General features: G+C 67.5%; 26 protein-coding genes. 10 read left to right on the forward strand and 16 right to left on the reverse strand.

The window, feature by feature from the left end:
* Positions 1 to 21: 21 nt before the first annotated feature.
* From lptB to ACWV8V_RS01035, 5 genes are all read right to left on the reverse strand, one after another.
* The gene (lptB, locus tag ACWV8V_RS01015; RefSeq protein WP_259261260.1) at positions 22 to 741 is read right to left on the reverse strand and encodes an LPS export ABC transporter ATP-binding protein; all 720 of its coding nucleotides are present in this window, start codon (positions 739 to 741) and stop codon (positions 22 to 24) included.
* Positions 741 to 1,289, reverse strand: coding sequence for a lipopolysaccharide transport periplasmic protein LptA (gene lptA / locus ACWV8V_RS01020; RefSeq protein WP_123728561.1), 549 nt, complete (start codon positions 1,287 to 1,289; stop codon positions 741 to 743). Before lptA ends, lptB begins: the two co-directional genes overlap by 1 nt.
* A 120-nt stretch (positions 1,290 to 1,409) precedes the next feature.
* Positions 1,410 to 1,970 (reverse strand): LPS export ABC transporter periplasmic protein LptC, encoded by a 561-nt coding sequence (gene lptC / locus ACWV8V_RS01025; protein ID WP_455899587.1) that lies wholly within the window; start codon positions 1,968 to 1,970, stop codon positions 1,410 to 1,412.
* Between the two features lie 2 nt (positions 1,971 to 1,972).
* Complete coding sequence (locus tag ACWV8V_RS01030; RefSeq protein WP_123728563.1) at positions 1,973 to 2,521, reverse strand: KdsC family phosphatase; 549 nt, start codon at positions 2,519 to 2,521, stop codon at positions 1,973 to 1,975.
* Positions 2,522 to 2,564: 43 nt separating this feature from the next.
* Positions 2,565 to 3,566 carry a KpsF/GutQ family sugar-phosphate isomerase gene (locus tag ACWV8V_RS01035; RefSeq protein WP_455898711.1) on the reverse strand — a complete coding sequence of 334 codons (1,002 nt, stop codon included), beginning with the start codon at positions 3,564 to 3,566 and terminating at the stop codon, positions 2,565 to 2,567.
* 53 nt (positions 3,567 to 3,619) lie between these two features.
* Here ACWV8V_RS01035 and ACWV8V_RS01040 point away from each other — a divergent pair, with 53 nt between their 5' ends.
* The 3 genes from ACWV8V_RS01040 to ACWV8V_RS01050 all read left to right on the forward strand — a co-directional run bounded on the left by ACWV8V_RS01040 (position 3,620) and on the right by ACWV8V_RS01050 (position 5,512).
* A complete protein-coding gene (locus tag ACWV8V_RS01040; protein WP_088432818.1) occupies positions 3,620 to 3,850 on the forward strand; it encodes a BolA family protein in 231 nt (76 codons plus the stop codon).
* Positions 3,851 to 3,932: 82 nt separating this feature from the next.
* The gene (gene murA / locus ACWV8V_RS01045) at positions 3,933 to 5,207 is read left to right on the forward strand and encodes a UDP-N-acetylglucosamine 1-carboxyvinyltransferase (RefSeq protein WP_455898712.1); all 1,275 of its coding nucleotides are present in this window, start codon (positions 3,933 to 3,935) and stop codon (positions 5,205 to 5,207) included.
* The gene (locus tag ACWV8V_RS01050) at positions 5,204 to 5,512 is read left to right on the forward strand and encodes an EF-hand domain-containing protein (protein ID WP_152153538.1); all 309 of its coding nucleotides are present in this window, start codon (positions 5,204 to 5,206) and stop codon (positions 5,510 to 5,512) included. Before murA ends, ACWV8V_RS01050 begins: the two co-directional genes overlap by 4 nt.
* 34 nt (positions 5,513 to 5,546) lie before the next feature.
* On the opposite strand, the gene ACWV8V_RS01055 is transcribed toward ACWV8V_RS01050, so the two are convergent.
* From ACWV8V_RS01055 to purM, 5 genes are all read right to left on the reverse strand, one after another.
* The gene (locus ACWV8V_RS01055; protein ID WP_259261265.1) at positions 5,547 to 6,230 is read right to left on the reverse strand and encodes a DUF3108 domain-containing protein; all 684 of its coding nucleotides are present in this window, start codon (positions 6,228 to 6,230) and stop codon (positions 5,547 to 5,549) included.
* Between the two features lie 2 nt (positions 6,231 to 6,232).
* Positions 6,233 to 7,009 carry a DUF3108 domain-containing protein gene (locus tag ACWV8V_RS01060; protein ID WP_429000555.1) on the reverse strand — a complete coding sequence of 259 codons (777 nt, stop codon included), beginning with the start codon at positions 7,007 to 7,009 and terminating at the stop codon, positions 6,233 to 6,235.
* A 68-nt stretch (positions 7,010 to 7,077) separates the two neighbouring features.
* The gene (gene purN / locus ACWV8V_RS01065; RefSeq protein ID WP_455898713.1) at positions 7,078 to 7,731 is read right to left on the reverse strand and encodes a phosphoribosylglycinamide formyltransferase; all 654 of its coding nucleotides are present in this window, start codon (positions 7,729 to 7,731) and stop codon (positions 7,078 to 7,080) included.
* Positions 7,728 to 8,213 (reverse strand): hypothetical protein, encoded by a 486-nt coding sequence (locus tag ACWV8V_RS01070; RefSeq protein ID WP_455899588.1) that lies wholly within the window; start codon positions 8,211 to 8,213, stop codon positions 7,728 to 7,730. The genes purN and ACWV8V_RS01070 overlap by 4 nt, the downstream gene beginning before the upstream one ends.
* Before the next feature lie 5 nt (positions 8,214 to 8,218).
* Positions 8,219 to 9,244: a phosphoribosylformylglycinamidine cyclo-ligase gene (purM, locus tag ACWV8V_RS01075; RefSeq protein ID WP_455899589.1), complete on the reverse strand. Its 1,026-nt coding sequence runs from the start codon at positions 9,242 to 9,244 to the stop codon at positions 8,219 to 8,221.
* Between the two features lie 138 nt (positions 9,245 to 9,382).
* Here purM and ACWV8V_RS01080 point away from each other — a divergent pair, with 138 nt between their 5' ends.
* The 3 genes from ACWV8V_RS01080 to hda are packed head-to-tail and all read left to right on the forward strand — an operon-like array spanning position 9,383 to position 12,377.
* Positions 9,383 to 10,501: a DUF2066 domain-containing protein gene (locus ACWV8V_RS01080; RefSeq protein ID WP_259261267.1), complete on the forward strand. Its 1,119-nt coding sequence runs from the start codon at positions 9,383 to 9,385 to the stop codon at positions 10,499 to 10,501.
* The gene (locus ACWV8V_RS01085; RefSeq protein WP_346468539.1) at positions 10,498 to 11,670 is read left to right on the forward strand and encodes an AI-2E family transporter; all 1,173 of its coding nucleotides are present in this window, start codon (positions 10,498 to 10,500) and stop codon (positions 11,668 to 11,670) included. The genes ACWV8V_RS01080 and ACWV8V_RS01085 overlap by 4 nt, the downstream gene beginning before the upstream one ends.
* Positions 11,667 to 12,377, forward strand: coding sequence for a DnaA regulatory inactivator Hda (gene hda, locus ACWV8V_RS01090; RefSeq protein ID WP_019185422.1), 711 nt, complete (start codon positions 11,667 to 11,669; stop codon positions 12,375 to 12,377). Before ACWV8V_RS01085 ends, hda begins: the two co-directional genes overlap by 4 nt.
* 101 nt (positions 12,378 to 12,478) lie before the next feature.
* Here the strand turns inward: hda and murU are convergent, their stop codons facing one another.
* Genes murU through ACWV8V_RS01110 form a run of 4 tightly spaced genes read right to left on the reverse strand, consistent with a single transcriptional unit; the run spans position 12,479 to position 16,087 of the window.
* Positions 12,479 to 13,183, reverse strand: a complete 705-nt coding sequence (gene murU, locus ACWV8V_RS01095) for an N-acetylmuramate alpha-1-phosphate uridylyltransferase MurU (RefSeq protein WP_455898714.1) — start codon at positions 13,181 to 13,183, stop codon at positions 12,479 to 12,481.
* The gene (locus tag ACWV8V_RS01100; protein WP_259261270.1) at positions 13,180 to 14,205 is read right to left on the reverse strand and encodes an aminoglycoside phosphotransferase family protein; all 1,026 of its coding nucleotides are present in this window, start codon (positions 14,203 to 14,205) and stop codon (positions 13,180 to 13,182) included. The genes murU and ACWV8V_RS01100 overlap by 4 nt, the downstream gene beginning before the upstream one ends.
* Positions 14,206 to 14,263: 58 nt before the next feature.
* Positions 14,264 to 14,533, reverse strand: coding sequence for a GlsB/YeaQ/YmgE family stress response membrane protein (locus tag ACWV8V_RS01105; protein WP_019185648.1), 270 nt, complete (start codon positions 14,531 to 14,533; stop codon positions 14,264 to 14,266).
* Between the two features lie 60 nt (positions 14,534 to 14,593).
* The gene (locus ACWV8V_RS01110; protein ID WP_455898715.1) at positions 14,594 to 16,087 is read right to left on the reverse strand and encodes a M20 family metallopeptidase; all 1,494 of its coding nucleotides are present in this window, start codon (positions 16,085 to 16,087) and stop codon (positions 14,594 to 14,596) included.
* A gap of 253 nt (positions 16,088 to 16,340) precedes the next feature.
* Here ACWV8V_RS01110 and ACWV8V_RS01115 point away from each other — a divergent pair, with 253 nt between their 5' ends.
* The 4 genes from ACWV8V_RS01115 to ACWV8V_RS01130 all read left to right on the forward strand — a co-directional run bounded on the left by ACWV8V_RS01115 (position 16,341) and on the right by ACWV8V_RS01130 (position 19,457).
* On the forward strand, positions 16,341 to 16,616 hold the full coding sequence (locus ACWV8V_RS01115) for a ComEA family DNA-binding protein (protein ID WP_123728576.1): 276 nt from the start codon (positions 16,341 to 16,343) through the stop codon (positions 16,614 to 16,616).
* Between the two features lie 395 nt (positions 16,617 to 17,011).
* On the forward strand, positions 17,012 to 18,073 hold the full coding sequence (locus tag ACWV8V_RS01120; protein WP_455898716.1) for a L,D-transpeptidase: 1,062 nt from the start codon (positions 17,012 to 17,014) through the stop codon (positions 18,071 to 18,073).
* A gap of 27 nt (positions 18,074 to 18,100) precedes the next feature.
* Positions 18,101 to 18,808 carry a murein L,D-transpeptidase catalytic domain family protein gene (locus ACWV8V_RS01125; RefSeq protein WP_346468543.1) on the forward strand — a complete coding sequence of 236 codons (708 nt, stop codon included), beginning with the start codon at positions 18,101 to 18,103 and terminating at the stop codon, positions 18,806 to 18,808.
* Between the two features lie 37 nt (positions 18,809 to 18,845).
* Positions 18,846 to 19,457, forward strand: coding sequence for a HutD/Ves family protein (locus ACWV8V_RS01130; RefSeq protein ID WP_455898717.1), 612 nt, complete (start codon positions 18,846 to 18,848; stop codon positions 19,455 to 19,457).
* Between the two features lie 17 nt (positions 19,458 to 19,474).
* Here ACWV8V_RS01130 and ACWV8V_RS01135 read toward each other — a convergent pair whose 3' ends face one another.
* Complete coding sequence (locus ACWV8V_RS01135) at positions 19,475 to 21,088, reverse strand: sulfite reductase subunit alpha (RefSeq protein WP_455898718.1); 1,614 nt, start codon at positions 21,086 to 21,088, stop codon at positions 19,475 to 19,477.
* Complete coding sequence (locus ACWV8V_RS01140) at positions 21,085 to 22,065, reverse strand: FAD:protein FMN transferase (RefSeq protein ID WP_455898719.1); 981 nt, start codon at positions 22,063 to 22,065, stop codon at positions 21,085 to 21,087. The genes ACWV8V_RS01135 and ACWV8V_RS01140 overlap by 4 nt, the downstream gene beginning before the upstream one ends.
* Positions 22,066 to 22,154 lie beyond the last annotated feature (89 nt).

A 22,154-nucleotide genomic window follows, 5' to 3' on the forward strand; every position in this document is an offset into this window, starting at 1 on the left:
GGCGTTGCGGCGGCCGCTGGATCAGAGCTTGAAGGTGTCCCCAAGGTAGACGCGGCGGACGTCGGCGTTGGCCAGGATCTCGTCCGGCGCGCCCTGTGCCAGCACGCTGCCCTCGTTGAGGATATACGCGCGGTCGCAGATTCCCAAGGTTTCGCGGACATTGTGGTCGGTGATCAGCACCCCGATCCCGCGCTGCTTGAGGTGGGTGACGATGCGCTGGATTTCACCGACCGAGATCGGGTCGACACCGGCGAACGGTTCATCGAGCAGGATCAGGCGCGGTTTGGCGGCCAGCGCGCGGGCGATTTCACAGCGGCGGCGTTCACCACCGGACAGGCTCGCGCCGAGCTGGTCGGCCACGTGGTTGATCTGCAGTTCGTCCAGCAGGCTGGCCAGTTCCTTTTCGCGGCCGGCCTTGTCCAGATCGTCGCGCAGCTCCAGCACCAGGCGCAGGTTGTCGGCCACGGTCAGCTTGCGGAACACCGAGGGTTCCTGCGGCAGGTAGCCCACGCCCTGCTTGGCGCGGGTGTACATCGGGTCGCCGGTGATGTCCTTTCCGTCCAGCACGATGCTGCCGGCGTCGGTCTCGACCAGGCCGACGATCATGTAGAAGCAGGTGGTCTTGCCGGCACCGTTGGGGCCGAGCAGGCCGACCACTTCACCGGCCTCCAGGGTCAGCCCGAAATCCTTGACGACTTCACGCTGCTTGTAGCGCTTGCGCAGGCCTTTGGCGACGAGCATTACTTCTTGCTCCCGGGGGTCGGTACGGTGGTCTTGGCGGCCGGCGCAGCCGGCGCAGCGGTCTTGTTCTTGGGCTGGATGACGGTGCGCACGCGCGTGCCGTCGCCACCGCTGTTCATCTCGCCGGTGCGGGTGTTGTAGGTCATCTTCTGGCCGGCATTGGTGCCGCGCGCGCTCTTGACCTGGTAGTTGCCGGTCATGGTCAGCACTTCGGCCTTGATGTCGTAATCGATGCGGTCGGCGCTGGCGTCCATCCAGCTGCCGTCATCGAGCTGCTGCTTGAGCTTGGCCTGCTTGCCGGTGAACACGGCGCGGACCGCTTCGCCGTCCTTCATGTAGATCTCGGCATCGGCGCTGCGCAGATCGAGCGTGCCCTGGGTCACCACCACGCCCTGGGACAGGGTGGTCTTGCCGTCACCGACGAGGGTGCCCGACTGGGTGCCGGCATCGATGGTCATCGGTTCATTGCGGTCGGTGGACTTCGCGCTGGCCGCGAACGCGGGGGCGAGAAGACTGATCGCGCAGGCGGCTGCAAATAGGATCTTCATGGAATGGGTCTGTCCTGCCAGAGTAGGGGTCGTGACCAGACGTCAGTCCGGCCGGTGAATCGCGGGGTTTCCTGCGCTGCCGGCGCCTGTCCGTGGGGACGTCGCCGCGGCGGCGGTGGCTCAGCGCTGGGGCGTGTAACGGCCCTTGGCCTGGCTCAGGAAATGGTAGGTCTTGGTTTTGGAATCCAGCTCGAAACCGACGCCGGACTGACTCATGCCGGGGCGGGTCATGGTGACCAGGGCATCGGTCTTGGCGCGGCTTTCGTTCGGGAAGACATCCAGGTGATCGGTGCGGAACGTGGTGGGCGGCACGCTGGCGATCTTCGGGCTGTCGCCGCTGACGTTGCCGATCAGCTTGAGTTGATCGCCCTTGGCGCTGACCCAGCCCGTCTCGCTACGCAGCTCCCAGTGGTTGCCGTCCTGGTCGGGCAGCAGGAACAGGGGCGTGGTGATGTTCATCGTTTCATCGCTGCGCGTGCGCTCCAGCAGCGGGGCGCGCAGGGTGGTGGATTCCTTGCCCTGTTCGTCCAGCGCCACGATCTGGAAATCATGCAGCACGTAATCCTTGGTGGCGTCGTCGCCCGCCTCGGCCGTGCCCTTGTCGCGATCGTGCAGCGCCAGCCAACCGGTCAAGACGGTCGCCAGCAGCAGACCGATCCCCAGGGCGGTACGCAGGTTCATGGTCATGCGCCGAACCTCGCCAGTACCGCGTCCACATGGCCCTGCGCAGCCAACAGCACGTCGCACAGCTCACGCGCCGCGCCCTTGCCGCCATCGCTGCGGGTCTGCCAATGCACGCGCTCGGCGATCCATGGGTGGGCATTGGCCGGCGCAACCGCCAGGCCGACCGCGCACAGCGGACCGAGATCGGGGAGGTCGTCACCCATGAAGGCCACCTGGTCCAGGCCGATGCCGTGCTGCTCGCACAGCGCTTTGACGCTGGCCAGCTTGTCGCCAACCGCGATCTGGGTATCGATGCCCAGGTCCGCGCCACGCTTGAGCGCGGATTGGCTGTTGCGCGCGGTGATCAGCACCGGGTGGATACCGTGGTGTTGCAGCAGTTTCAGGCCGAGTCCGTCCTGCACGTAATACGCCTTGCTCTCGTTGCCGTCCTTGTCGTAGTAAAGCCGACCGTCGGTGAGCGTGCCGTCCACGTCGAAGCAGGCCAGCCGGATACGGCCGGCAGCGGCATGCAGGTGGGACGGGAAACCGGGCAACGGGGAGTAGGGCATCGTCTGGGGGCAGCTCAGCTGAATGGAGGAAGGCAACTGTGGTTTAAACCACCCGGGCCCGCAACAGGTCATGAATGTTGAGCGCGCCGACCAGATGACCGTCGCCATCGACCACCATCAAGCCATTGATCTTGTGGGCTTCCATCAGCTGCGCCGCCTCGGCTGCCAGCTGATCGGCACCGATGGTGCGCGGGCCGCGGGTCATCACATCGGCGATCCGCGCGCTGCGCACGTCCAGGTCGGTATCCAGCGCGCGGCGCAGGTCGCCGTCGGTGAACAGGCCGATCAGGTGGTTGTCGGCATCCACCACGGCGGTCATGCCCAGCCGCTTGCGGCTCATCTCCACCAGGGCCTCGCTGAGGCTGGCACCGACGTCCACGCGCGGCAGCTCATCGCCGCTGTGCATGACATCGGTGATGTGCAGCAGCAGGCGGCGGCCGAGGCTGCCGGCCGGGTGCGAGCGGGCGAAATCGTCGGCGGTGAAGCCACGGGCATCCAGCAGGGCCACGGCCAACGCATCGCCCATCGCCAGCGAGGCGGTGGTGCTGGAGGTCGGGGCCAGCGCCAGCGGGCAGGCCTCGGCCGGCACGCTGACATCCAGATGAACGTCGGCGGCGCTGGCCAGGCTGGACTGCGGGCGGCCGGTCATGGCGATCAGGCGGTTGCCCTGGCGCTTGAGCACCGGCAGCAGCATCAGCAGCTCATCGGACTCACCCGAATAGGACAGCGCCAGCACCACGTCGGCTTCGGTGATCATGCCCAGATCGCCATGCCCGGCTTCACCGGGGTGCACGTAGAAGGCCGGGGTGCCGGTCGAGGCCAGCGTGGCGGCGATCTTGCGGGCCACATGGCCGGACTTGCCCATCCCGGTGGCGACCACGCGGCCCTTGCTCTGCAGGACCAGCTGGCAGGCCTGGCTGAACGCTTCGCCAAGCCGCTCGGCGACCGCGGCCAAGGCATCGCGCTCGATCTCGAACACGCGGCGGCCGCTGGCGACCAGTGCCGCAGCGTCGGCCGGATGGGGGAGTTGGGGCGAGACAGCCATGCGAGCGCCACGTGGAAGAGTAGAATGAGCGCTCATTTTATTAGGAAAGCCCGTTGGACGCCGAGACCATCCGCAATCTGATCGAAACCGGCCTGCCTGGCGCCCGCGCGGACGTGCAGGGTGACGACGGCGTGCACTTCGAGGCCACCGTGGTCTGCGACGCCTTTGCCGGCAAAATGCCGCTGGCGCGCCACCGCATGGTCTATGCGACCCTGGGTGATCTGATGGGCGGGGCGATCCACGCGCTGGCGCTGAAGACCGTCACCCCGGCCGAAGCGGGCTAGTCAGCCCAGTGATGGTTGGCGCTACCTCACCGATTCAATCAGCCGACCCACGGTCGGCTCTACCTCATTCCAAGTAGATTCCATGGCCAAGATCGTAGTGACCGGCGGCAAGCCGCTGCACGGTGAAGTGAACATTTCCGGCGCCAAGAACGCCGTCCTCCCCATCCTGTGCGCGACCCTGCTGGCCGATGCGCCGGTGGAGATCACCAACGTGCCGCACCTGCACGACGTGGTCACCACCGTGAAGCTGCTCGGTGAGCTGGGCGCCAAGGTCAGCATCGACCAGGGCACCCTCTCGCGCGGCAGCGCGATCGTGGTCGACCCGCGCTCGGTCAATCAGCACGTGGCCCCTTACGAGCTGGTCAAGACCATGCGCGCCTCGATCCTGGTGCTCGGCCCGCTGCTGGCCCGCTTCGGTGCGGCCGAAGTGTCGCTGCCGGGCGGCTGCGCGATCGGTTCGCGTCCGGTCGACCAGCACATCAAGGGCCTGCAGGCCCTGGGGGCGGAGATCACCGTCGAGAACGGCTTCATCAAGGCCCAGGCCAACCGTCTGAAGGGGGCGCACTTCACCTTCGACATGGTCAGCGTCACCGGCACCGAGAACGTGTTGATGGCCGCGGTGCTGGCCGAAGGCACCACCGTGCTGGACAACGCGGCGATGGAGCCGGAAGTCACCGATCTGGCGCACTGCCTGATCGCGCTCGGCGCGAAGATCGAAGGCCTGGGCACCGCCCGCCTGGTGATCGAAGGCGTGGAGAAGCTGTCCGGTGGCCGTCACGAAGTGCTGCCTGACCGCATCGAGACCGGCACCTTCCTGGTCGCCGCGGCGATGACCGGCGGCAAGGTCACGGTCAACCGTGCCCGCCCGAACACCATGGACGCGGTGCTGGCCAAGCTGGTCGAAGCCGGTGCGAAGATCGAGACCACCGAAGACAGCATCACCCTGGACATGGAAGGCAAGCGCCCGCGCGCGGTCAACCTGACCACCGCGCCGTACCCGGCATTCCCGACCGACATGCAGGCGCAGTTCATGGCGCTCAACTGCGTGGCCGACGGTGTAGGCGTGATCAACGAAACGATCTTCGAAAACCGTTTCATGCACGTCAACGAGCTGCTGCGCCTGGGCGCGGACATCCAGGTCGAAGGCCACACCGCGATCGTGCGTGGTGCCGAGCAGCTCAGCGGGGCGCCGGTGATGGCGACCGATCTGCGCGCGTCGGCCTCGCTGATCCTGGCGGGCCTGATGGCCGAAGGTGACACCACCATCGACCGCATCTACCACCTGGATCGCGGCTACGAGAACATCGAAGAGAAGCTGTCCTCGCTGGGCGCCACCATCCGGCGTATCGCCGCATGATCCTGCGCGGCCGGTTCACCCGCCGCCGCAAGGCGCTGCTGGTGCTGGTACTGATCGTGCTGGCGTGGCTGGGCTACGCCTGGTACGCCGGCATCGCGATCACCCAGGGCATCCAGCAGGAAGATATGGACTGGAATGCGGATGGCACGGTCAGCCGTACCGAAGTGTTCCAGTCGTTCTATGCGGTCGGCGTGGACAAGACCGTCGACGGCAACCGCCATTGCAGCACGTACTACTGGCGCGACACGCGGCAGCAGATCCGGGTGGACTGCAAGACGGTGTTCGGCGACGCCAAGCCGGAATGAAAAAAACGCCCGCGAATGCGGGCGTTTTTTTGGGTCAGTTCATGCCTTTGATCGTCAGATCCAGCGCATCCTTGCCGCTCTCACGCTGCAGCAGGCGCGCCGGCACCGGGAACTCGGGCACGATCCAGGCGATGAGTTCCTTGTTGCCATCGGTCCGCGACACCTTGGTGGCGTCGTAGGACTTGCCGGCCACGGTGATCTTTTCCTTGCCGACCACCTTGTAGGACATCGGCTTGATCCGGCCTTCGTCGACCATGCGGTAGTTCAGCGGCTTGCCGGCGGCCAGATCACGCGCGATCGCCAGGTTGATCAGCAGGGCGTCCATGTCGCCGGCCTTGAGCGCGACCGGACCACGGCGATCCGGCTTGACGTCGCCGGTCCAGGTGGCCTGGTTGCTGCTCCAGTTATAGGTGGCATCCACGTTGCGCTTTTTGACCAGCAGCACCGAGCGGTCATTGCTGCTCAGCGGGCGCAGGCGGCCGTTGGCCTCTTCGAAGACGGTGTTCTGGCTGAGATCGGCCAGCTGGTTCTTGACGTTGAGGCTGTAGCGCCACTTGTTGGCGCCTTCGCTGGTGAGGGTCATGGTGCCATTGGCCTGCATGCCCATGTAGCTGGCCTGGTAGTCAGCCTTGAACGGCTGCAGCGCCATGGCGGGCAGGCTCACGACAGCCAGGGCGCCAGCGGCGAGCCAGGTCAGCGGACGGTTCAGTGTGGTCATGCTCAGACTCCTTGGTATTCGATCAGGCGCAGATCAATCCGATCTTCGCCATCTTCGCGTTGCAGGATGCGCACCGGCGTGGGGACACCGTTAGCGATCCAGAGGATGGTTTCGTCATTGCCGCCGTTGGTGCGATACACCCGCAGCGCGTTGTAGGACAGATCGCCAACCGGCACGTTCTCGGTGTCCGGCGCGGCCTGGTAGTCGTGCTGGCGAACGCGGCCCACGTCCACATAGCGGTAATGCATCTGCCCGCCGGGACGCGCATCGCGCATGATCGCCAGGTTGAGCAGCAGTGCGCTCTGGTCGCCGGCCTGCAGCGGGATCGGCTGGCGGCGCTCCTTTTTCAGATCGCCCAGCCACTGCGCGGTACCGGCCTGCCAGTCGTAGGTGCCGGTGACCTTCTTGCCCAGGAACAGGCCCTTGCGGACGGTGCTCTGGCTCAACGGCACATAGGTGCCGTTGCGGTTTTCGAACACCGTGCTCTGCTCCAGATTCAGGCCGAGCACGCTGGCGAAACCGCTGCGGCCAACCACCTGCATGTCCACGCGCCACTGGTCACCCCCGGTGTGGGTGACGCGCATGGTGGCATCGCCAGCCTGCTTGCCCTTGTAGAGGGCCTGGTAGGTGGCGGTGAACGGCTGCAGCGGCGGTGCCTCCCAGTCCATGGCGGGCAGGGCGGGCAACGGGGGCGTCGCCGCTTCCTGCGCGTGGGCAAGGGCGGCGGTGCACAGCAGGGATGCCATCAGCAGCACGGGCTTGAACAAAGGCGTTCTCATGCGGGCCGGTCGGGGGAGGAGGGGGAGAGGATGCCAGCGCCGGGATCAGCAGCGTGTGTGCGCGCCGCTTATCGGTTCAGCTGTCCGGCGCAATCTAGGCGCAGGGGGCTAAACAGAGGGTGACCGTCGAGCTGGAGCTGACCTGCCCGTTCAGTTACGCGACCACTGACCAGCAACACCAGGCTGGCGATCAGCAGCGGATGCTCCACGGCCAGCACCCGCTGGGCCAGCGCCTCGGCGGTGTCGCCGGCCTGGACCGGCACGCGGGCCTGGGCGAGCACGGTGCCTGCATCCAGCTCGGGCACCACGAAGTGCACGCTGGCGCCGTGCTCGGCGTCACCGGCCTCCAGCGCACGCGCATGGGTGTGCAGCCCCTTGTAGAGCGGCAGCAGCGAGGGATGGATGTTGACCAGACGGCCATCGAACCGGGCCACGAAGGCGGCGCCGAGGATGCGCATGTAACCGGCGCAGACGATCCAGTCCGGCGCGAAAGCGTCCAGCGCATCGGCGATCGCCGCATCGAAGGCGGCGCGGTCCGGGAAGTCCTTGGGCGAACGTGCCCAGCGCTGATCCGGGCCCACCTTGAGCAGGGCCGAGGCCTCCGGCTTGTCCGAGAGCACGGCCACGACCTGCGCATCCAGCCGCTGTGCGGCGATCGCGTCGAGGATGGCCTGCAGATTGCTGCCCCGGCCAGAGGCGAGGACGGCGATACGGCTGCTCATGCGGTCTGGAACGCGGCTTTGACCGCCGGGCGCGACAGCACCACCAGGGTGAACACGCCCAGCGCGGTACCAAACGGCATGAAGATGCAGGCGACGCCGGCCACCACCATGCACAGCAGGTAACGCCGACGCTGCGCCAGGCAGCGCCCGGCATAGGCCATGTAACCGGCCAGCACCAGCCCGGCCGCACAGCCCAGGCCGCCGATCAGCACGAACACCCAACCGAGCAGGCGCGGATCGAACGGGGGCGGCGCCTCACCGGGGGCCAGCGGCGGTGGCGCGGCGAAGATCACCGCCACGCCCATCAACAGGTAGATCAGCGGGAACAGCGAGAACACCGCGGTCAGGCCGGCCACCACATAGTGGAAGACCGACAGCACTTGCAGCTGCGAGGTATCCACCGCCGCGGCCGGTACGACCGGCGCCGCGGCGGTGGGCAGCGACGGCGGCTGGGCAGGGAACTCCGGGCCGGGCTCCGTCACCTGGCTCAACCGATCTTGACGCGTTCGGCGCCGGCGGCGCGGGTGACTTCACCGATGGTCCAGTGCTCCAGGCCCTGCGCAGTTGCTGCGGCGCTGACCGGGGCGACCTGGTCGGCGGCCACGATCAGCACGAAGCCGATGCCGCAGTTGAAGGTCCGCCACATCTCGCTGTCGGCCACGGCGCCTTCCTTCTGCAGCCACTGGAACACCGGCGGCAGGGTCCAGGCGTCGGCCTTGATGTCCAGGCCCAGGCCGTCGGGCACCACGCGGATGATGTTCTCGGTCAGGCCGCCACCGGTGATGTGGGCCATGCCGTGGATCGCCGCACCGTGGGTCTTGAGCAGCGCCAGGATCGGCTTGACGTACAGGCGGGTCGGCGCCATCAGCGCATCGACCAGCTTGACCCCGCCGTCCAGCTCCAGATCGGCCGGCTGCCCGGCGCGGTCGTAGATGCGGCGCACCAGCGAGTAGCCGTTGGAGTGCGGGCCGGAAGAGGCGATGCCGATCAGCACATCGCCGGCCGCCACACTGGCGCCGTCCTTCAGTTCGCTCTTCTCCACGCCGGCGACGGTGAAGCCGGCCAGGTCGTACTCGCCCGGGGCATACATGTCCGGCATTTCAGCGGTTTCACCGCCGATCAGCGCGCAACCGGCCTCGGTGCAGCCGTTGGCGATGCCGCCCACGACCGCCGCAGCGGTGTCGATATCCAGCTTGCCGGTGGCGAAATAATCGAGGAAGAACAGCGGCTCGGCGCCCTGGACCAGCACGTCGTTCACGCACATCGCCACCAGATCGATGCCGATCGTGTCATGGCGGCCCAGCTGTTGTGCGAGCTTCAGCTTGGTGCCCACGCCGTCCGTACCCGAGACCAGGACCGGCTCGCGGTACTTGTTGGAGAGGTCGAACAGGGCGCCGAAGCCACCCAGCCCGCCCATGACTTCCGGGCGGAAACTGCGCTTCACCAGCGGTTTGATGCGCTCGACCAGCTCATTGCCCGCGTCGATATCGACACCGGCGTCGCGGTAGGTCAGGGGAGAGGGGTTGGACGGGGAATTGGTCACGGGCGTCGGCGCTGCGCTGGGGTGAAAGCGCGATTTTAACAGGCCACGTTGGCGCGCAGGCCCTATTCGGGCAACAATTCCCCCCGGATACGCTCAATGGAAGTCCTGATGCGCCGCAGCCTCTTTTTCATGATGTTCCTCGCGTTGTGCCTGCCGGTGGCCTCGATGGCCCAGAGCGGCCTTCGTACCGAAGGCGATGTGGCCAGTGCCAGTGGTGCTTACGAGGCCGAGGTCCCGGTCAACAGCCAGGCCGATTCGGACCGTAACGGTGCCCTGTCCCGGGCGCTGGGCAATGTGCTGGCCAAGCTCTCGGGCGACCGCAGCGTGATGAGCCGCCCCGGGGTGATGCAGGCCCTGCGCAATGCCAAGGATTACGTGGCCAGCTATGACTACCGGCAGGACCAGAGCACTTCGGCCGGTGGCGCGCCGAGCTACCGCACGATTCTGGTCGCCCGGTTCCGCGAGGATGACGTCGACAGCCTGATCTCGGCCCTCGGCCTGCCGCTGTGGCCGCAGCCGCGACCCAAGCCGGTGATCTGGCTGGCCATCGATGATGGCTCCGGCCCGCGCCTGGTGACCGTCCAGCAGGCCAATGCGGCCCGCCCGCTGCTCAACCGCGCCATCGAGCGCGGCTACAAGCTGGGCCTGCCCACCGGCAGCGCGGCCGAACAGGCCCTGGTCGGCGCGATCTGGCGCCAGGACACCGCCGCGGTGGCCCGCGCCTCCTCGCGCTATGCCCCGCCGATGCAGCTGGTCGGCAAGCTGTACCGCCAGGGCAGCGGCTGGGTGGCCGACTGGGTGTTCGTCGATGGCGGCAAGGAATTGAACAAATGGACCACCAAGGACAGTGACGCCCGCCGCGCCATGGCCGGCGGTGCCGACGGCGCGGCCGATGCGCTGGTCCGCCGCTATGCCAAGGCCGGGGCCGCCACCGGTGCGGCCGGCACGTACACCATCGTGGTGCTGGGCCTGAACAGTGCCGAGGATTACATGCGCCTGGCCGCCGGCCTGCGTGAGACCGCCGTGGTCCGCAACGTCACCCCGGTGCGCGCCTCGGGCGATCGCCTGGAGCTGTCGCTGGAGATGACCACCGGCCTGGCCGGGTTGAACCGCATGCTGGGCGACAACGGCGTGATCGCGCCGACCGCGCCGCTGCCGGTGCCGATCGATGAAACCACCCCCTCGGCCCTGCCGCCGCCTGCCAGCAACGAGTACCGCCTGCGATGATTCTCACCCCCGAAGCGGAAATCGCGCAGTTCCTCAGGCGGTTGAAATATGTGCTGGTCGCGCTCGCCGCCGGCTGGGTGATCTGGCTGCTCGGCCCGATCCTGACCCCGTTCGTGCTGGCCCTGGCGCTTGCCTGGCTGGGTGATCCGCTGGTCGACCGGATCGAAGCTACCGGCCGCTCGCGCAACACCGGCGTGGTGCTGGTGTTCGTGGCGATGATCCTGTTGATCACCGCCGCGCTGCTGATCCTGGTGCCGATGATCGAGCGTCAGGTCGCCACCCTGGTGGCGGCGATCCCGCAGGCACAGCAGTGGCTGATGGAAAAAGGCATCCCGTGGTTCGAGCAGAAGACGGGGCTGGAGATCATGCAGTGGATGGACCCGGACCGCTTGATTGAATGGGTGCGCAGCCACTGGCAGCAGGCCGGCGGCTTCGCCAAGACCTTCTTCGGCTACGTGCAGCGCTCGGGCTTCACGATGGTGACCTGGGTGGTCAACATCCTGCTGCTGCCGATCCTGGCGTTCTACTTCCTGCGCGACTGGGACAAGCTGGTCGAGCGCGTGGCCTCGATGATTCCGCGCAACCACGTCGGCACCATCACCAAGCTGGCGCGTGAATCGGACGAAGTGCTCGGTGCGTTCATCCGCGGCCAGTTCCTGGTGATGATCGCGCTGGGCGTGGTGTACGCCGCCGGCCTGTCGCTGGTCGGCCTGAAGCTGGGCTTGTTGATCGGCCTGGTGGCCGGCCTGATCAGCTTCATTCCGTACCTCGGCGCGACCACCGGCATCGTCATGGCGGTCGCGGCGGCGCTGGTGCAGGCGCAGGGCTTTGATCTGAAGCTGCTGATCCTGGTCGGCGTCGTGTTCACCGTGGGCCAGCTGCTGGAAAGCTATGTGCTGACCCCGCGCATCGTCGGCGACAAGATCGGCCTGCACCCGGTGGCGGTGATCTTCGCGGTGATGGCCGGTGGCCAGCTGTTCGGCTTCCTCGGCATGCTGCTGGCCCTGCCGGTGGCGGCGGTCAGCAACGTGCTGCTGCGTTATGCACATCAGCGCTATCGCCAGAGCGATCTGTACGCCGGTGAGAAATCGGCGATCGTGCTCGATGCCTATGTGGACACGCCAGGGATCGTGGTCGTGGGCAACCCGAAGGGGCCGGACGCGCAGTGAGTGTCGTTCCGCAGTTGCCGCTTGCCCTGCGCTACCCGCAGGACGAGCGGTTGGAGACGTTCATCGGTGCGCCGGATGGTGCGCTGGCGCAGCTGCGCGCCATTGCCGTGGGCGCTGCGCACGACTGGGTGTATCTGGAGGGCGCGCCGGGCACCGGCAAGACCCATCAGGCGCTGGCGATGTGCTCGCTGGCCGAACAGGCCGGCCGCCAGCCGACCTACCTGCCGCTGAAGGCGGTGGTCGGGCGCACGCGCGCCGCGCTGGAATCGCTGGAAGGCCGCGACCTGGTCGCGCTGGATGGGCTGGATGCCGTGGCCGGGCAGCGCGAGGATGAAGTGGCGCTGTTCGATTTCCACAACCGTGCGCGCGCAGCGGGCATCACCCTGCTGTACACCGCGCAGCACGCACCGGATCAACTGGGGCTGGTGTTGCCGGACCTGCGCTCACGCCTGCAGCAGTGCGTGCGCGTGGTGCTGCAGCCGCTGGATGACGAAGGCCGCGCGGCGGTGCTGCGCGAGCGGGCGGCACGCCGTGGGCTGGCAATCGATGAAGCGGCGATCGAATGGTTACTGACCCGTACCGGCCGCGAGCTGGGCAGCCTGGTCAGTTTGTTGGACTGGCTGGATCGCGAATCGCTGGCGGCACAGCGCCGCATCACCGTGCCGTTCCTGCGCCAGGTGTTGGAAGACGGCCCGCACCTGTTGTAACCGTCCGGAAACGGCCTGTAGATCCACGCCATGCGTGGATGCATCGGGTGCCGGCTCATAGTTGTCTCAGCCACGCATGGCGTGGCGCTACCCTTGCAGCGTCAGGCGTTCAGTTCCGCGTCCAGCTGCGCCAGCCGTTCCGGCGTGCCCACATCGGTCCATCGGCCGCGATGGTGCTGGCCGGTCACGCCGCCCTGCGCCATCGCATGCCGTAGCAGCGGGGCGAGACCGAACTGTGGCGGTGTCGCGCTGGCACCGGCGGTTTCGCCGATCACCGCGCGCCAATCGTTGATGATCGCCGGGCGGTACACACCCACACCGGCATAGGTGAGCCGCGCGCTGTCCCCGTCATCGCTGACCCGACCATCGGCATGCAGGACGAAGTCGCCGCGCGGGTGCTGGGCCGGATTGTCGACCAGCACCAGGTGCGCATCGCCCGTGGGTCTGCGTGGCAGCGTGGCGAGATCGACATCCGTCCACACATCGCCGTTGATCACCAGAAAGGGTGCTTCGCCCAGGATCGGCAGCGCGTTGAGAATGCCGCCGCCGGTTTCCAGCGGTACGTCGCCTTCATGGATGAAGTGCAGGCGCAGCCCCCAGCGCGCACCGTCGCCGAGTGCGGGCGCGAACTGATCGCCGAGCCAGGCGGTGTTGATCACCACCTCATCGATGCCGGCCGCAGCCAAGCGTTCCAGATGCCACACGATCAGCGGTTTGCCCCCGGCCACCAGCAATGGCTTGGGCGTGTGCAGGGTCAGCGGACGCATGCGCTCACCTTTGCCGGCCGAAAAGATCATCGCCTTCATGGGCGGGCCAGCACCGGTTCGGCGATACGGGCCAGGGCAGGTTTGATGCGCAGCTCGAACAGATCGTGCAGTGGCTCGAGTTCGGGATGGCGCGGCAGTACTTCGTCCAGATAGCGGATGAAGCGCGGTGCATCCTCGAAGTAGTGCCCCTTGCCATCGCGATCGCGCAGGCGCACGAACAGGCCGAGGATTTTCAGATGGCGCTGCACGCCCATCCAGTCCGCGTCGCGCAGGAACTGCGGCCACGGCCGCACCGGCAGACCGGCGGCCAGGGCGAGCGCGTGATAGCGCGCCAACCACGCGTCCACACGTTCGATCGGCCAGCTCAGGAACGCATCCTTGAACAGGCTGACCGGGTCGTAGGCGATCGGTCCGCGCACCAGATCCTGGAAATCCAGCACCGCCGGGCCACCCTCGATGGGCATCAGGTTGCGCGGCATGAAATCGCGGTGGGTCAGCACCTGCGGCTGCTGCAGTGCGTTGTCCATCAGCAGACGGTGCATGCGCTGCAGGTTCTCGATCTCGCCACAGTCCAGTTCCAGGCCGAGGTGACGTTGCAGGAACCATTCGTCGAACAGCCCGGCGTCACGCTGCAGCAGTGCCTCGCCGAAGCTGCCCATGCCCTCGGGCACCGGGATGGACTGCAGTCGGATCAGCTGCGCGAAGGCAGCGTCGAACCAGGCATCAGCATTGTCGTTGTCGATATGACGGGCCAGGGTGGGGCCGCCCAGGTCTTCCAGCAGCAGGAAGCCGTTGTCTTCATCGCGCGCCAGCACCTGCGGCACGCGCACGCCGTTGGGCTCGAGCAGGTCATGCATGCGCAGCCACGGCCGCACATCCTCCAGCCCGGGCGGGGAGTCCATCACGATGTGGCTGCCGCGCGCGCTGGTGGCGCGCCAGTAGCTGCGGAAACCGGCATCGACCGAGGCACGGTCGAGCGCGGTGGCCGGATCGCCGAGGGCGGCGCAGGTCCACTGCCGGCGATGTTCGGCGCGCAGCGGATCGGAAGCAGGATCGTTCATGGACGGGTACGTCGAAGCGGCGCCGGACGGCGCGCGGGAAAGAAAAGAGCGGCGATGCTCAGCGCTTGCTGCTGAACAGCCGGAGCACGGCCAGGACTGCGACCGCACCGAGGATCGCGCCGATGAACCCCGCGGGCTCGCCGCGGGCATACCACCCCATGTACTGGCCGAACCAGCCGGCCAGCAGGGCACCGACGATGCCGAGCACGATGGTCAGCAGGCAGCCCATGCGGTTGTTGCCGGGCATGAAGAAGCGCCCGAGCAGACCGACGACGAAGCCGACCAGGATGATGTAGAGCCAGCTGGTGCTGCCAAACAGTCCGTTCATGCCAGAGACGTCAGTAGAGGGTGGACGCAGCCTAGCAAGGCCAGGCTGCGTCCGCCAACGTCAGCAGCAGCCGTGGCCGCCGTGACGGGTGCCGCTGTCGGCGGCGACCGGCGAACCGCTGGTCTCGCCGCGCAGGCTGGCGGCGTAGTGCTCGCTGATCACCTTGGACACGCACGCGGTCACGCGCTTGCCCATCGGGATGTGCAGGAACTCGTTCGGGCCGTGTGCATTGGAGTGCGGGCCGAGCACGCCGGTGATCATGAACTGTGCGCCCGGGAACTTCTCGCCGAGCATGCCCATGAACGGGATCGAGCCGCCTTCGCCCATGTACATCGCCGGCTTGCCGAAGAAGGTCTGGCTGGCGTCGTCGATCGCCTGGGTCAACCACGGCGCCATCGCCGGGGCGTTCCAGCCGCTGGAGGCTTTTTCCAGCTCCAGCTTCACTTCCGCACCGTTCGGCGGATCGCGCAGCAGGGCTTCCTTCAGCAGCTCGCCGCAGGCTTTGCCGTCAGCGGTCGGGGGCAGGCGCAGCGACAGCTTCACCGCGGTATGCGGGCGCAGCACGTTGCCGGCCGAGGCCAGCGGCGGCAGGCCGTCCACACCGGTGACCGACAGCGCCGGGCGCCAGGTGCGGTTGAGCACCAGTTCGGCCAGGTCGTCGTTCATCGGGCGCAGGCCGTCGACCATCGGGAATTTCTCGAAGATCGCGGTGTCCACCACTTCAGCGGCACGCTTGGCCTGCTCCTGGCGCTCGGCCGGGATCTCGACATTCATGCCGTCGATCAGGATGCGGCCGGTGTTCTCGTCCTCGATGCGCGAGATCAGCTGGCGCAGCAGGCGGAAGCTGGACGGGATCACGCCGGAGGCATCGCCGGAGTGCACGCCTTCGTTGAGTACCTTGACCGAGAAGTTGCCGCCGGTCAGGCCGCGCAGCGAGGTGGTGCACCACAGCTGGTCGTAGTTGGCGCAGCCCGAATCCAGGCACACCACCAGCGAGGGCTTGCCGATGCGGTCGGCCAGGTGGTCGACATAGGCGGGCAGGTCGTAGCTGCCGGATTCTTCGCAGGCTTCGATCAGGATCACGCAGCGCGCGTGCGGCAGGCCCTGTTCCTGCAGCGCCAGCACGGCGGCCAGCGAACCGAACATCGCATAGCCGTCATCGGCGCCGCCGCGGCCGTACAGCTTGTCGCCGCGCAGCACCGGAATCCACGGGCCCAGATCGTCGTCCCAACCGGTCATTTCCGGCTGCTTGTCCAGGTGGCCGTAGAGCAGGATGGTGTCGTCGCCGGTCTCGGCGCCGGACGCCGGAATTTCCAGCAGCAGCAGCGGGGTGCGGCCTTCCAGGCGCACGACCTCGACGGTCAGGCCGGGCAGGTTCTGGGCGCGCGCCCAGGTTTCCATCAGGGTGACGGCCTGTTCCATGTAGCCGTTGGCGACCCAATCGGCGTCGAACATCGGCGATTTGTTGGGGATACGGATGTAATCGACCAATTGCGGGACGATTTCGTTGTCCCACTTTTCACTGACGAATTGGCCGAGCTTGGCGCTGTCCATCTGAACTCCGGAGTGCTTTTGACAAGTCCCGCCATTCTACGCCTGCGCTGGGGTAGGTATTTCCCTACACCACGTCGGGTATTAGGCCTGCTGTGTGAAGGTGCTGTGGACGATAGGCTGTGTGTATGTGGCGAGGGACGCTGGAACCTTCGACAGGATTGCCGGCAGGGGCCGGTTCCGAGCCACAAGGAGTTGCACAGTGGGACCTTGGTTTTCGTGCAGGGCGCTGGTGCTGGGACTGCTGTTGAGCGGAATGGCCTTCGCGGCCGATCGGATCAACATCAATACGGCGGATGCGTCGACGCTGCAGCAGGGATTGGCGAACGTGGGGCCCATGAAGGCCGAGGCGATCGTCGCGTACCGGCGACAACACGGCCCTTTCGTACACGTCGAGGATCTGGCGCGGGTGAAGGGGATAGGGACAGCTACCGTCGAACGGAATCGACAACGGATGACGACCGGGGCCAGGCAGGCGCCGGCCGAGGCACCGCCCAGGAGGGCAGCGCCGGCCTCCGTACCAAGGCGCTGAAAAACAGGACAGGTCGGGACAGGCAGGACGCCGGTCACTGGTCGCCACGGCAGGATGCCGCGGCGGCACCGACAGCTGCACGGACGCAGCACGCAGGGAGGCGGCGCGGAAGGATTGGCGCGGACCCACCAGGACGGTGGCATCCAGACCCCGGGAAGGGTTGAGATGGCGGAAGCATATACGGCCGAGTGCAGGACGCATGGCCGGCACCCAGACTGGGCAGGATGCACAGGGGGAAGGCGGGATGCCGACAAGGATGTATCGATTGCCCGGTTCGCACAGGAGGTGTGGCCGGGCAATGCTTTTTGGGGCGGCTGAAACGGATCGCGGGGTTTCGCGATCGCGTGCCGGCAGTTCGTGTAGCGTGACCGCATCTCTTTGAATGGATGCACGACATGGCAGTACGCAGCACGCTGTTGAGTCTGGCGCTCGGGACGCTGCTGGCGACCGGGATGCTCCCCGCCACGGCCGCCAACGCGGCGCCGACGGCAGCCACGACCACGCAGGCCCCGCGCGGCCCGACCGATCTCAAGCCCGGTGAATTCCTCTGGCATCCGGAGATTTCCCCGGCCGGCCCGATCGTGCTGGTGGTCAGCCTCGATGAGCAGCGCGCCTACGTGTACCGCAACGGCATCGCGATCGGCATGAGCACGATCAGCTCGGGCAAGACCGGGCATGAAACCCCGACCGGTGTGTTCACGATCCTGCAGAAGGACAAGGACCACAAATCCAACCTCTACAACAGCGCGCCGATGCCCTACATGCAGCGCCTGACCTGGGACGGCATCGCGCTGCACGGCGGCAGCCTGCCCGGGCATCCGGCCTCGCACGGCTGCGTGCGGTTGCCGCAGGCGTTCGCGCAGAAACTGTTCGGCGAAACCCATCGCGGCGACACCGTGGTGGTGGCCGATGCCAAGAGCGCGCCGATGACGCTGGCCTATCCGGCCGTGCTGGCGCCGGTCAGCAGCACCGGCACGCCGCTGGTGGAGAGCACCGACGCGCCCGCGCACTACTGGAATGATGCGGCTGCACCGGCCGGCCAGGTTGGCATCCTGGTCAGCCTGCACGATCAGCGCCTGTACGTGCTGCGCGATGGCGTGTTGATCGGCGAGTCGAGGCTGGAAGCAAAGGCCTTGCCGGCCTTCGAGGGCACCACGCTGTTTGTGATGGGCCAGGGCTACCAGGACAACCCCAGCCCGCTGGACCCGCACCGCCCGCTGCACCGCTGGACCGCCTATCCATTGCTGGGCCAGACCGCCGCCAATGCCACCCCGGATCTGCTCGCCACGCCGAGCCTGCCGATGGCGCTACCGCCGGAATTCGCCGAACAGCTGTACGGCGTGCTGGTGCCCGGCACCACGCTGCTGGTGACCAGCCTGCCCGCGGTTCGCCCGGTGGCCGATGAACAGAACCTGCAGCCCGTCTTGGAATCTGACGCCGGCGGGTCCACGTTGTAAGGGATGCCCCCGGTTGGTGTGCTGCCCATGCCTGTTGTGAAGTTGCTGCCCGCCGCGTTCTGCGGCCTGATCGCGTCCGCCACCGCGGGTGCGGCCAGCCCTGCGCCGGCCGCGGAGGCGAATCCGGTGCAGATGGCCGAGATGCTCTCCAAGGCCGCACCGGCTGCGGACAAACACGTGTTGCAGCTGGCGGCCCGCGCGATGCGCTGTGCGTTGCGCCGGCCGGAGCTCGGCGTCGACCCGGGCAAGTTGAGCGTGATCGATTACTCGCGGCCGTCGACCGAACCGCGTATGTGGATTTTCGATCTGACCCGCCAGCGGCTGCTGTTTGAAGAGTGGGTCGCGCACGGGCGCAACAGTGGCGACAACCGCACCCAGCATTTTTCCAACAAGGACGGCAGCTTCATGTCCAGCCTGGGCGCGTTCACCGCCAAGGAAACCTACATGGGCGGCAACGGCTATTCGTTGCGCCTGGACGGGCTGGAGCCGGGCTTCAACGACCATGCCCGCGACCGCGCGATCGTCATCCACGGCGCGCCGTACGTGAATCCTGCGATCGCGCGCCTGCAGGGCCGCCTGGGCCGCAGCCTGGGGTGCCCGGCGGTGCGGCTGTCCGTGGCGCGCCCGCTGATCGACAGTCTGCGCGGCGGCACCATGGTGTTCGCGTATTACCCCGACAAGGACTGGCTGGCGCGTTCGCGCCTGCTGGAACCCGATTGCGGCGGCGTGTCCTGAGGCAGCTCTGCTGCGTCGGCTCAGGCACACTAGCGCCATGTCGACCGATCCCGTCCTGAGCGCGGCCAGCCGCGTCATTCCCTCTTTCGAATACCGCCGCGAACGCTGGCGCAACGGCCTGGGCTGGACCCGCGAGATCCTGCGCCTGCCCGACAACGAGGACTGGCAGGTGCGCCTGTCGATCGCCGAGATCGAACAGGACGCCGCGTTCTCCGCGTTTCCCGGGATCGATCGCGAACTGGTGCTGCTGCGCGGTGAAGGACTGCGACTGCGTTTTGCCGATGGCGCGCTGCACACGCTGATGCCGCCGCACGACCGCCTGCGCTTTGCCGGCGAGGCGCAGCTGACCGGTGAACTGATCGACGGGGTCACCCATGATTTCAATCTGATGTGGCGGCGCGATGCCGTGCAGGCCGAACTGCTGCACCGGCCGCTCGTGGGCAGCATGTTCTTCTTCACCGAACCCGGCGTGGCGTGGGCGATTCATCTGCTCGCCGGCCAGGCCGAATTTGAAGGCGAGCCGTTGCTGGCACCGTTGGCCGCCGGTGATACCGCCTGGCTGGCCGCGGGTGAACGCCGCCGGTTCGCATTGCGCGGCGGCGGCGAGTTGTTGGCGATCCGTGTGAGTGCGGGTGGCAGCAGTACCTGAGGCGCTGCAGGCAACCCTCAGTACACGTCGCGCCGATAGCGACCGGCCACGATCAGCGCTTCTTTCCCGTCGCGGCCCAGCGCCTTCTCGATCACCGCATCCACCCCCGGGGCCATGCCCTGCAGGCTGCCGCAGACCAGGATCGTGGCGCCATCGTTTACCCACGTCTGCAGTTCCCGGATCCGCGCCTGCAGCCGGTCCTGCACGTAGTGATGTTCGCCACCGTCGCGACTGAACACGGTATCCAGATGGGCGATCCAGCCGTCACGCTGCCAGGCGCGCAGGTCGTCGCCGAAGAAGAAATCGTGCGCGGCCGTGCGCTCGCCGAACAATAGCCAGTTGCGGCGCGCGCCGGCGCTGATGCGCTCGCGCAGGTGGGCGCGCAGGCCGGCGATGCCGGTGCCGTTGCCGATCAGGATCAGCGGCGTTGCCGCTGGCACACCGTGGAAATTGGGATTGCTGCGGAAGCGCAGATCGATGCGCCCATCCAACGCAGCGTGATCGCACAACCAGCCGCTGCCCAGCCCCGGAGTGCCATCAGGACGCAGCTGCCGACGCAGCAGCAACTGCACTTGGCCTTCGGCAGGCAGGCTGGCGATGGAGTACTCGCGGTGCGGCAGCGGACGTAACCCGGCGACCACTGCATCCGCGTCGGCAAGCGCCGGGACTTCCCCGTCACTGGGCAGATGCGCCCGCGCCAGATGTGCACGCAGCGGCTGTCCAGCGATGGTCGCATCGCCCTCCCAGGGCGTATCGCGCAGCCAGGCCTCGACCTCGGCCGGCGAATGCTGCGGGCCGATCTCGACCACGTCGCCGGCCTGCCACGCGGGCAGCACCCCGTCGGAAGGCACCAGCGTGATGCGGTACGTCGGTGCGCCCGGGCTGCCTGGATTTTCCAGATGCCGCGCCTGCAGTTGCCACGGCAGATACTCGGCCGGGGCCCAGTCCGGCAGTTCGGTCGCTTCACCGCCCAGCTGGCCGAGCAGTTGTTGCCAGTGGCGCAGTGCGCCGGGATCGGCATTGTCCACTTCGACGGTATCGAACAGCGGGTGCGCACCGTGCTGGCGCAGCCACGCATCGAGCTGGTGGCCAAACGCGCAGAAATGCCCGTAGCTGCGATCCCCCAGCGCCAGCACGCCGTACTGCAGTTGTGGCAGTTCCAGCGCCTGTGGCATCACCTTGCGCAGGAAGGGCAGGGCATGATCCGGCGCATCGCCTTCGCCGGTGGTGCTGACCACGAACAGCACCTGCCCGCTGCGCTGCAGAAGCTCGGCGGTCACCGCATGCAGTGCGCGGAGGCGGACCGGCAGGCCGGCAGCGCGCAACGCCTGCGCACTGCGTTCGCACAGCTGCTGCGCGAAACCGGTCTGGCTCGCCCAGACCAGCAGGATCGGGGCGGGTCCGTCAGCGACGACGTGGTCTTCGCGCGCGCGCCCGCGCCACCAGATCAGCGTGCAGAACGCCGCATAGCCCACCAGGCTGCCGGTAGCCCAGCGCCACTGCCAGCCCAGCGGTGCGCTCTGCCACCACGCGTCGCCCAGATGCAGGCGCAGCAGCGCCCAGGCGATGACCGCCAGCAACAGCATGACCGCCAGGTTGCCCAGCCAGGCACGGGAAGGACGCAGGCTCATGCCGCGCCTGCGCGGTCGTCGGCGAGCAGCTGTTCGAATGTGGGGCTCATGTGTTCCTCGATACCGTGCGCACCCCGGCTGACAAAGCGTGCGGCCAGTGCATGGGTACGTGCAAATGCGATGCCGTCGTCCCGGCCCATCACCGTCAATGCAGTGGCCCAGGCATCGGCCTGCATGGCGCTCCCGGCGACCACGGTGACCGCCGCCGCAGCGCGCGTGACCGGTGCACCGATGCGCGGATCCAGCGTGTGGCTGAACTGCTCGCCGCCCTGTTCGAAGTGATGCCAGCGATCACCGGAGGTGGCCACCGCCCGATCCCTCAGCGCGAGCACGCGCGGCGGATGGGCTGCCTGTGCATCGTCTTCCGGCGCGGATTCCACCAGCACGCGCCACGGCTGGTCATCGGGCTTGCGGCCAAAGCCGTGCAGCTCGCCGCCGACCTCCACCAGCGCGGCGTGCACGCCGTTTTGGCGCAGCCACGTGCTGACCTGATCGACACCAAATCCCTTGGCAATCGCCGACAGATCCAGCGCCAGCCCACCGGGTTGCAGCAGGTGACCGGGCTGCCACTGCAGCCGTTCCCAGCCACACCGCGCACGGGTCGCGGCGAGGGTGGCCGGATCGGGAATGCGCCGGGCCTGTGCCTGCGCACCGAATCCCCACAGCGCCACCAACGGGCCCACGGTGGGATCGAAGGCACCGCCGCTGCGCTGTGCGATGTCCAGTGCGCACTGCATCACGGTGTCGAACAATGGCGGCAGCGCCTGCCACTCACCCGCGGTCGCACGGTTGAAGCGTGAGATATCGCTGTCGGCTTCCCACGTGCTCATCTGCGCCACGATGGCGTCCAGCTGCTCCTGGATGCCGGCATGCAGCGGGTGCAGGTCGCGGCTCCGCGCCGCGACCAGCTTTACCTGCCAGGTGGTGCCCATGGTGTGGCCACCGAGGCTGGCGATGTCGACATCCGGGTTGTTCATGGGATTGGGCACGTCGGGACCAGTAAGCCCGATAGCCGGACTGCGTCGGGTGAAAAGCCCCTGTCGTGTGGACGGGGGCAGGGTGAGGC

This window comes from Stenotrophomonas sp. Ker107b (assembly GCF_053847245.1).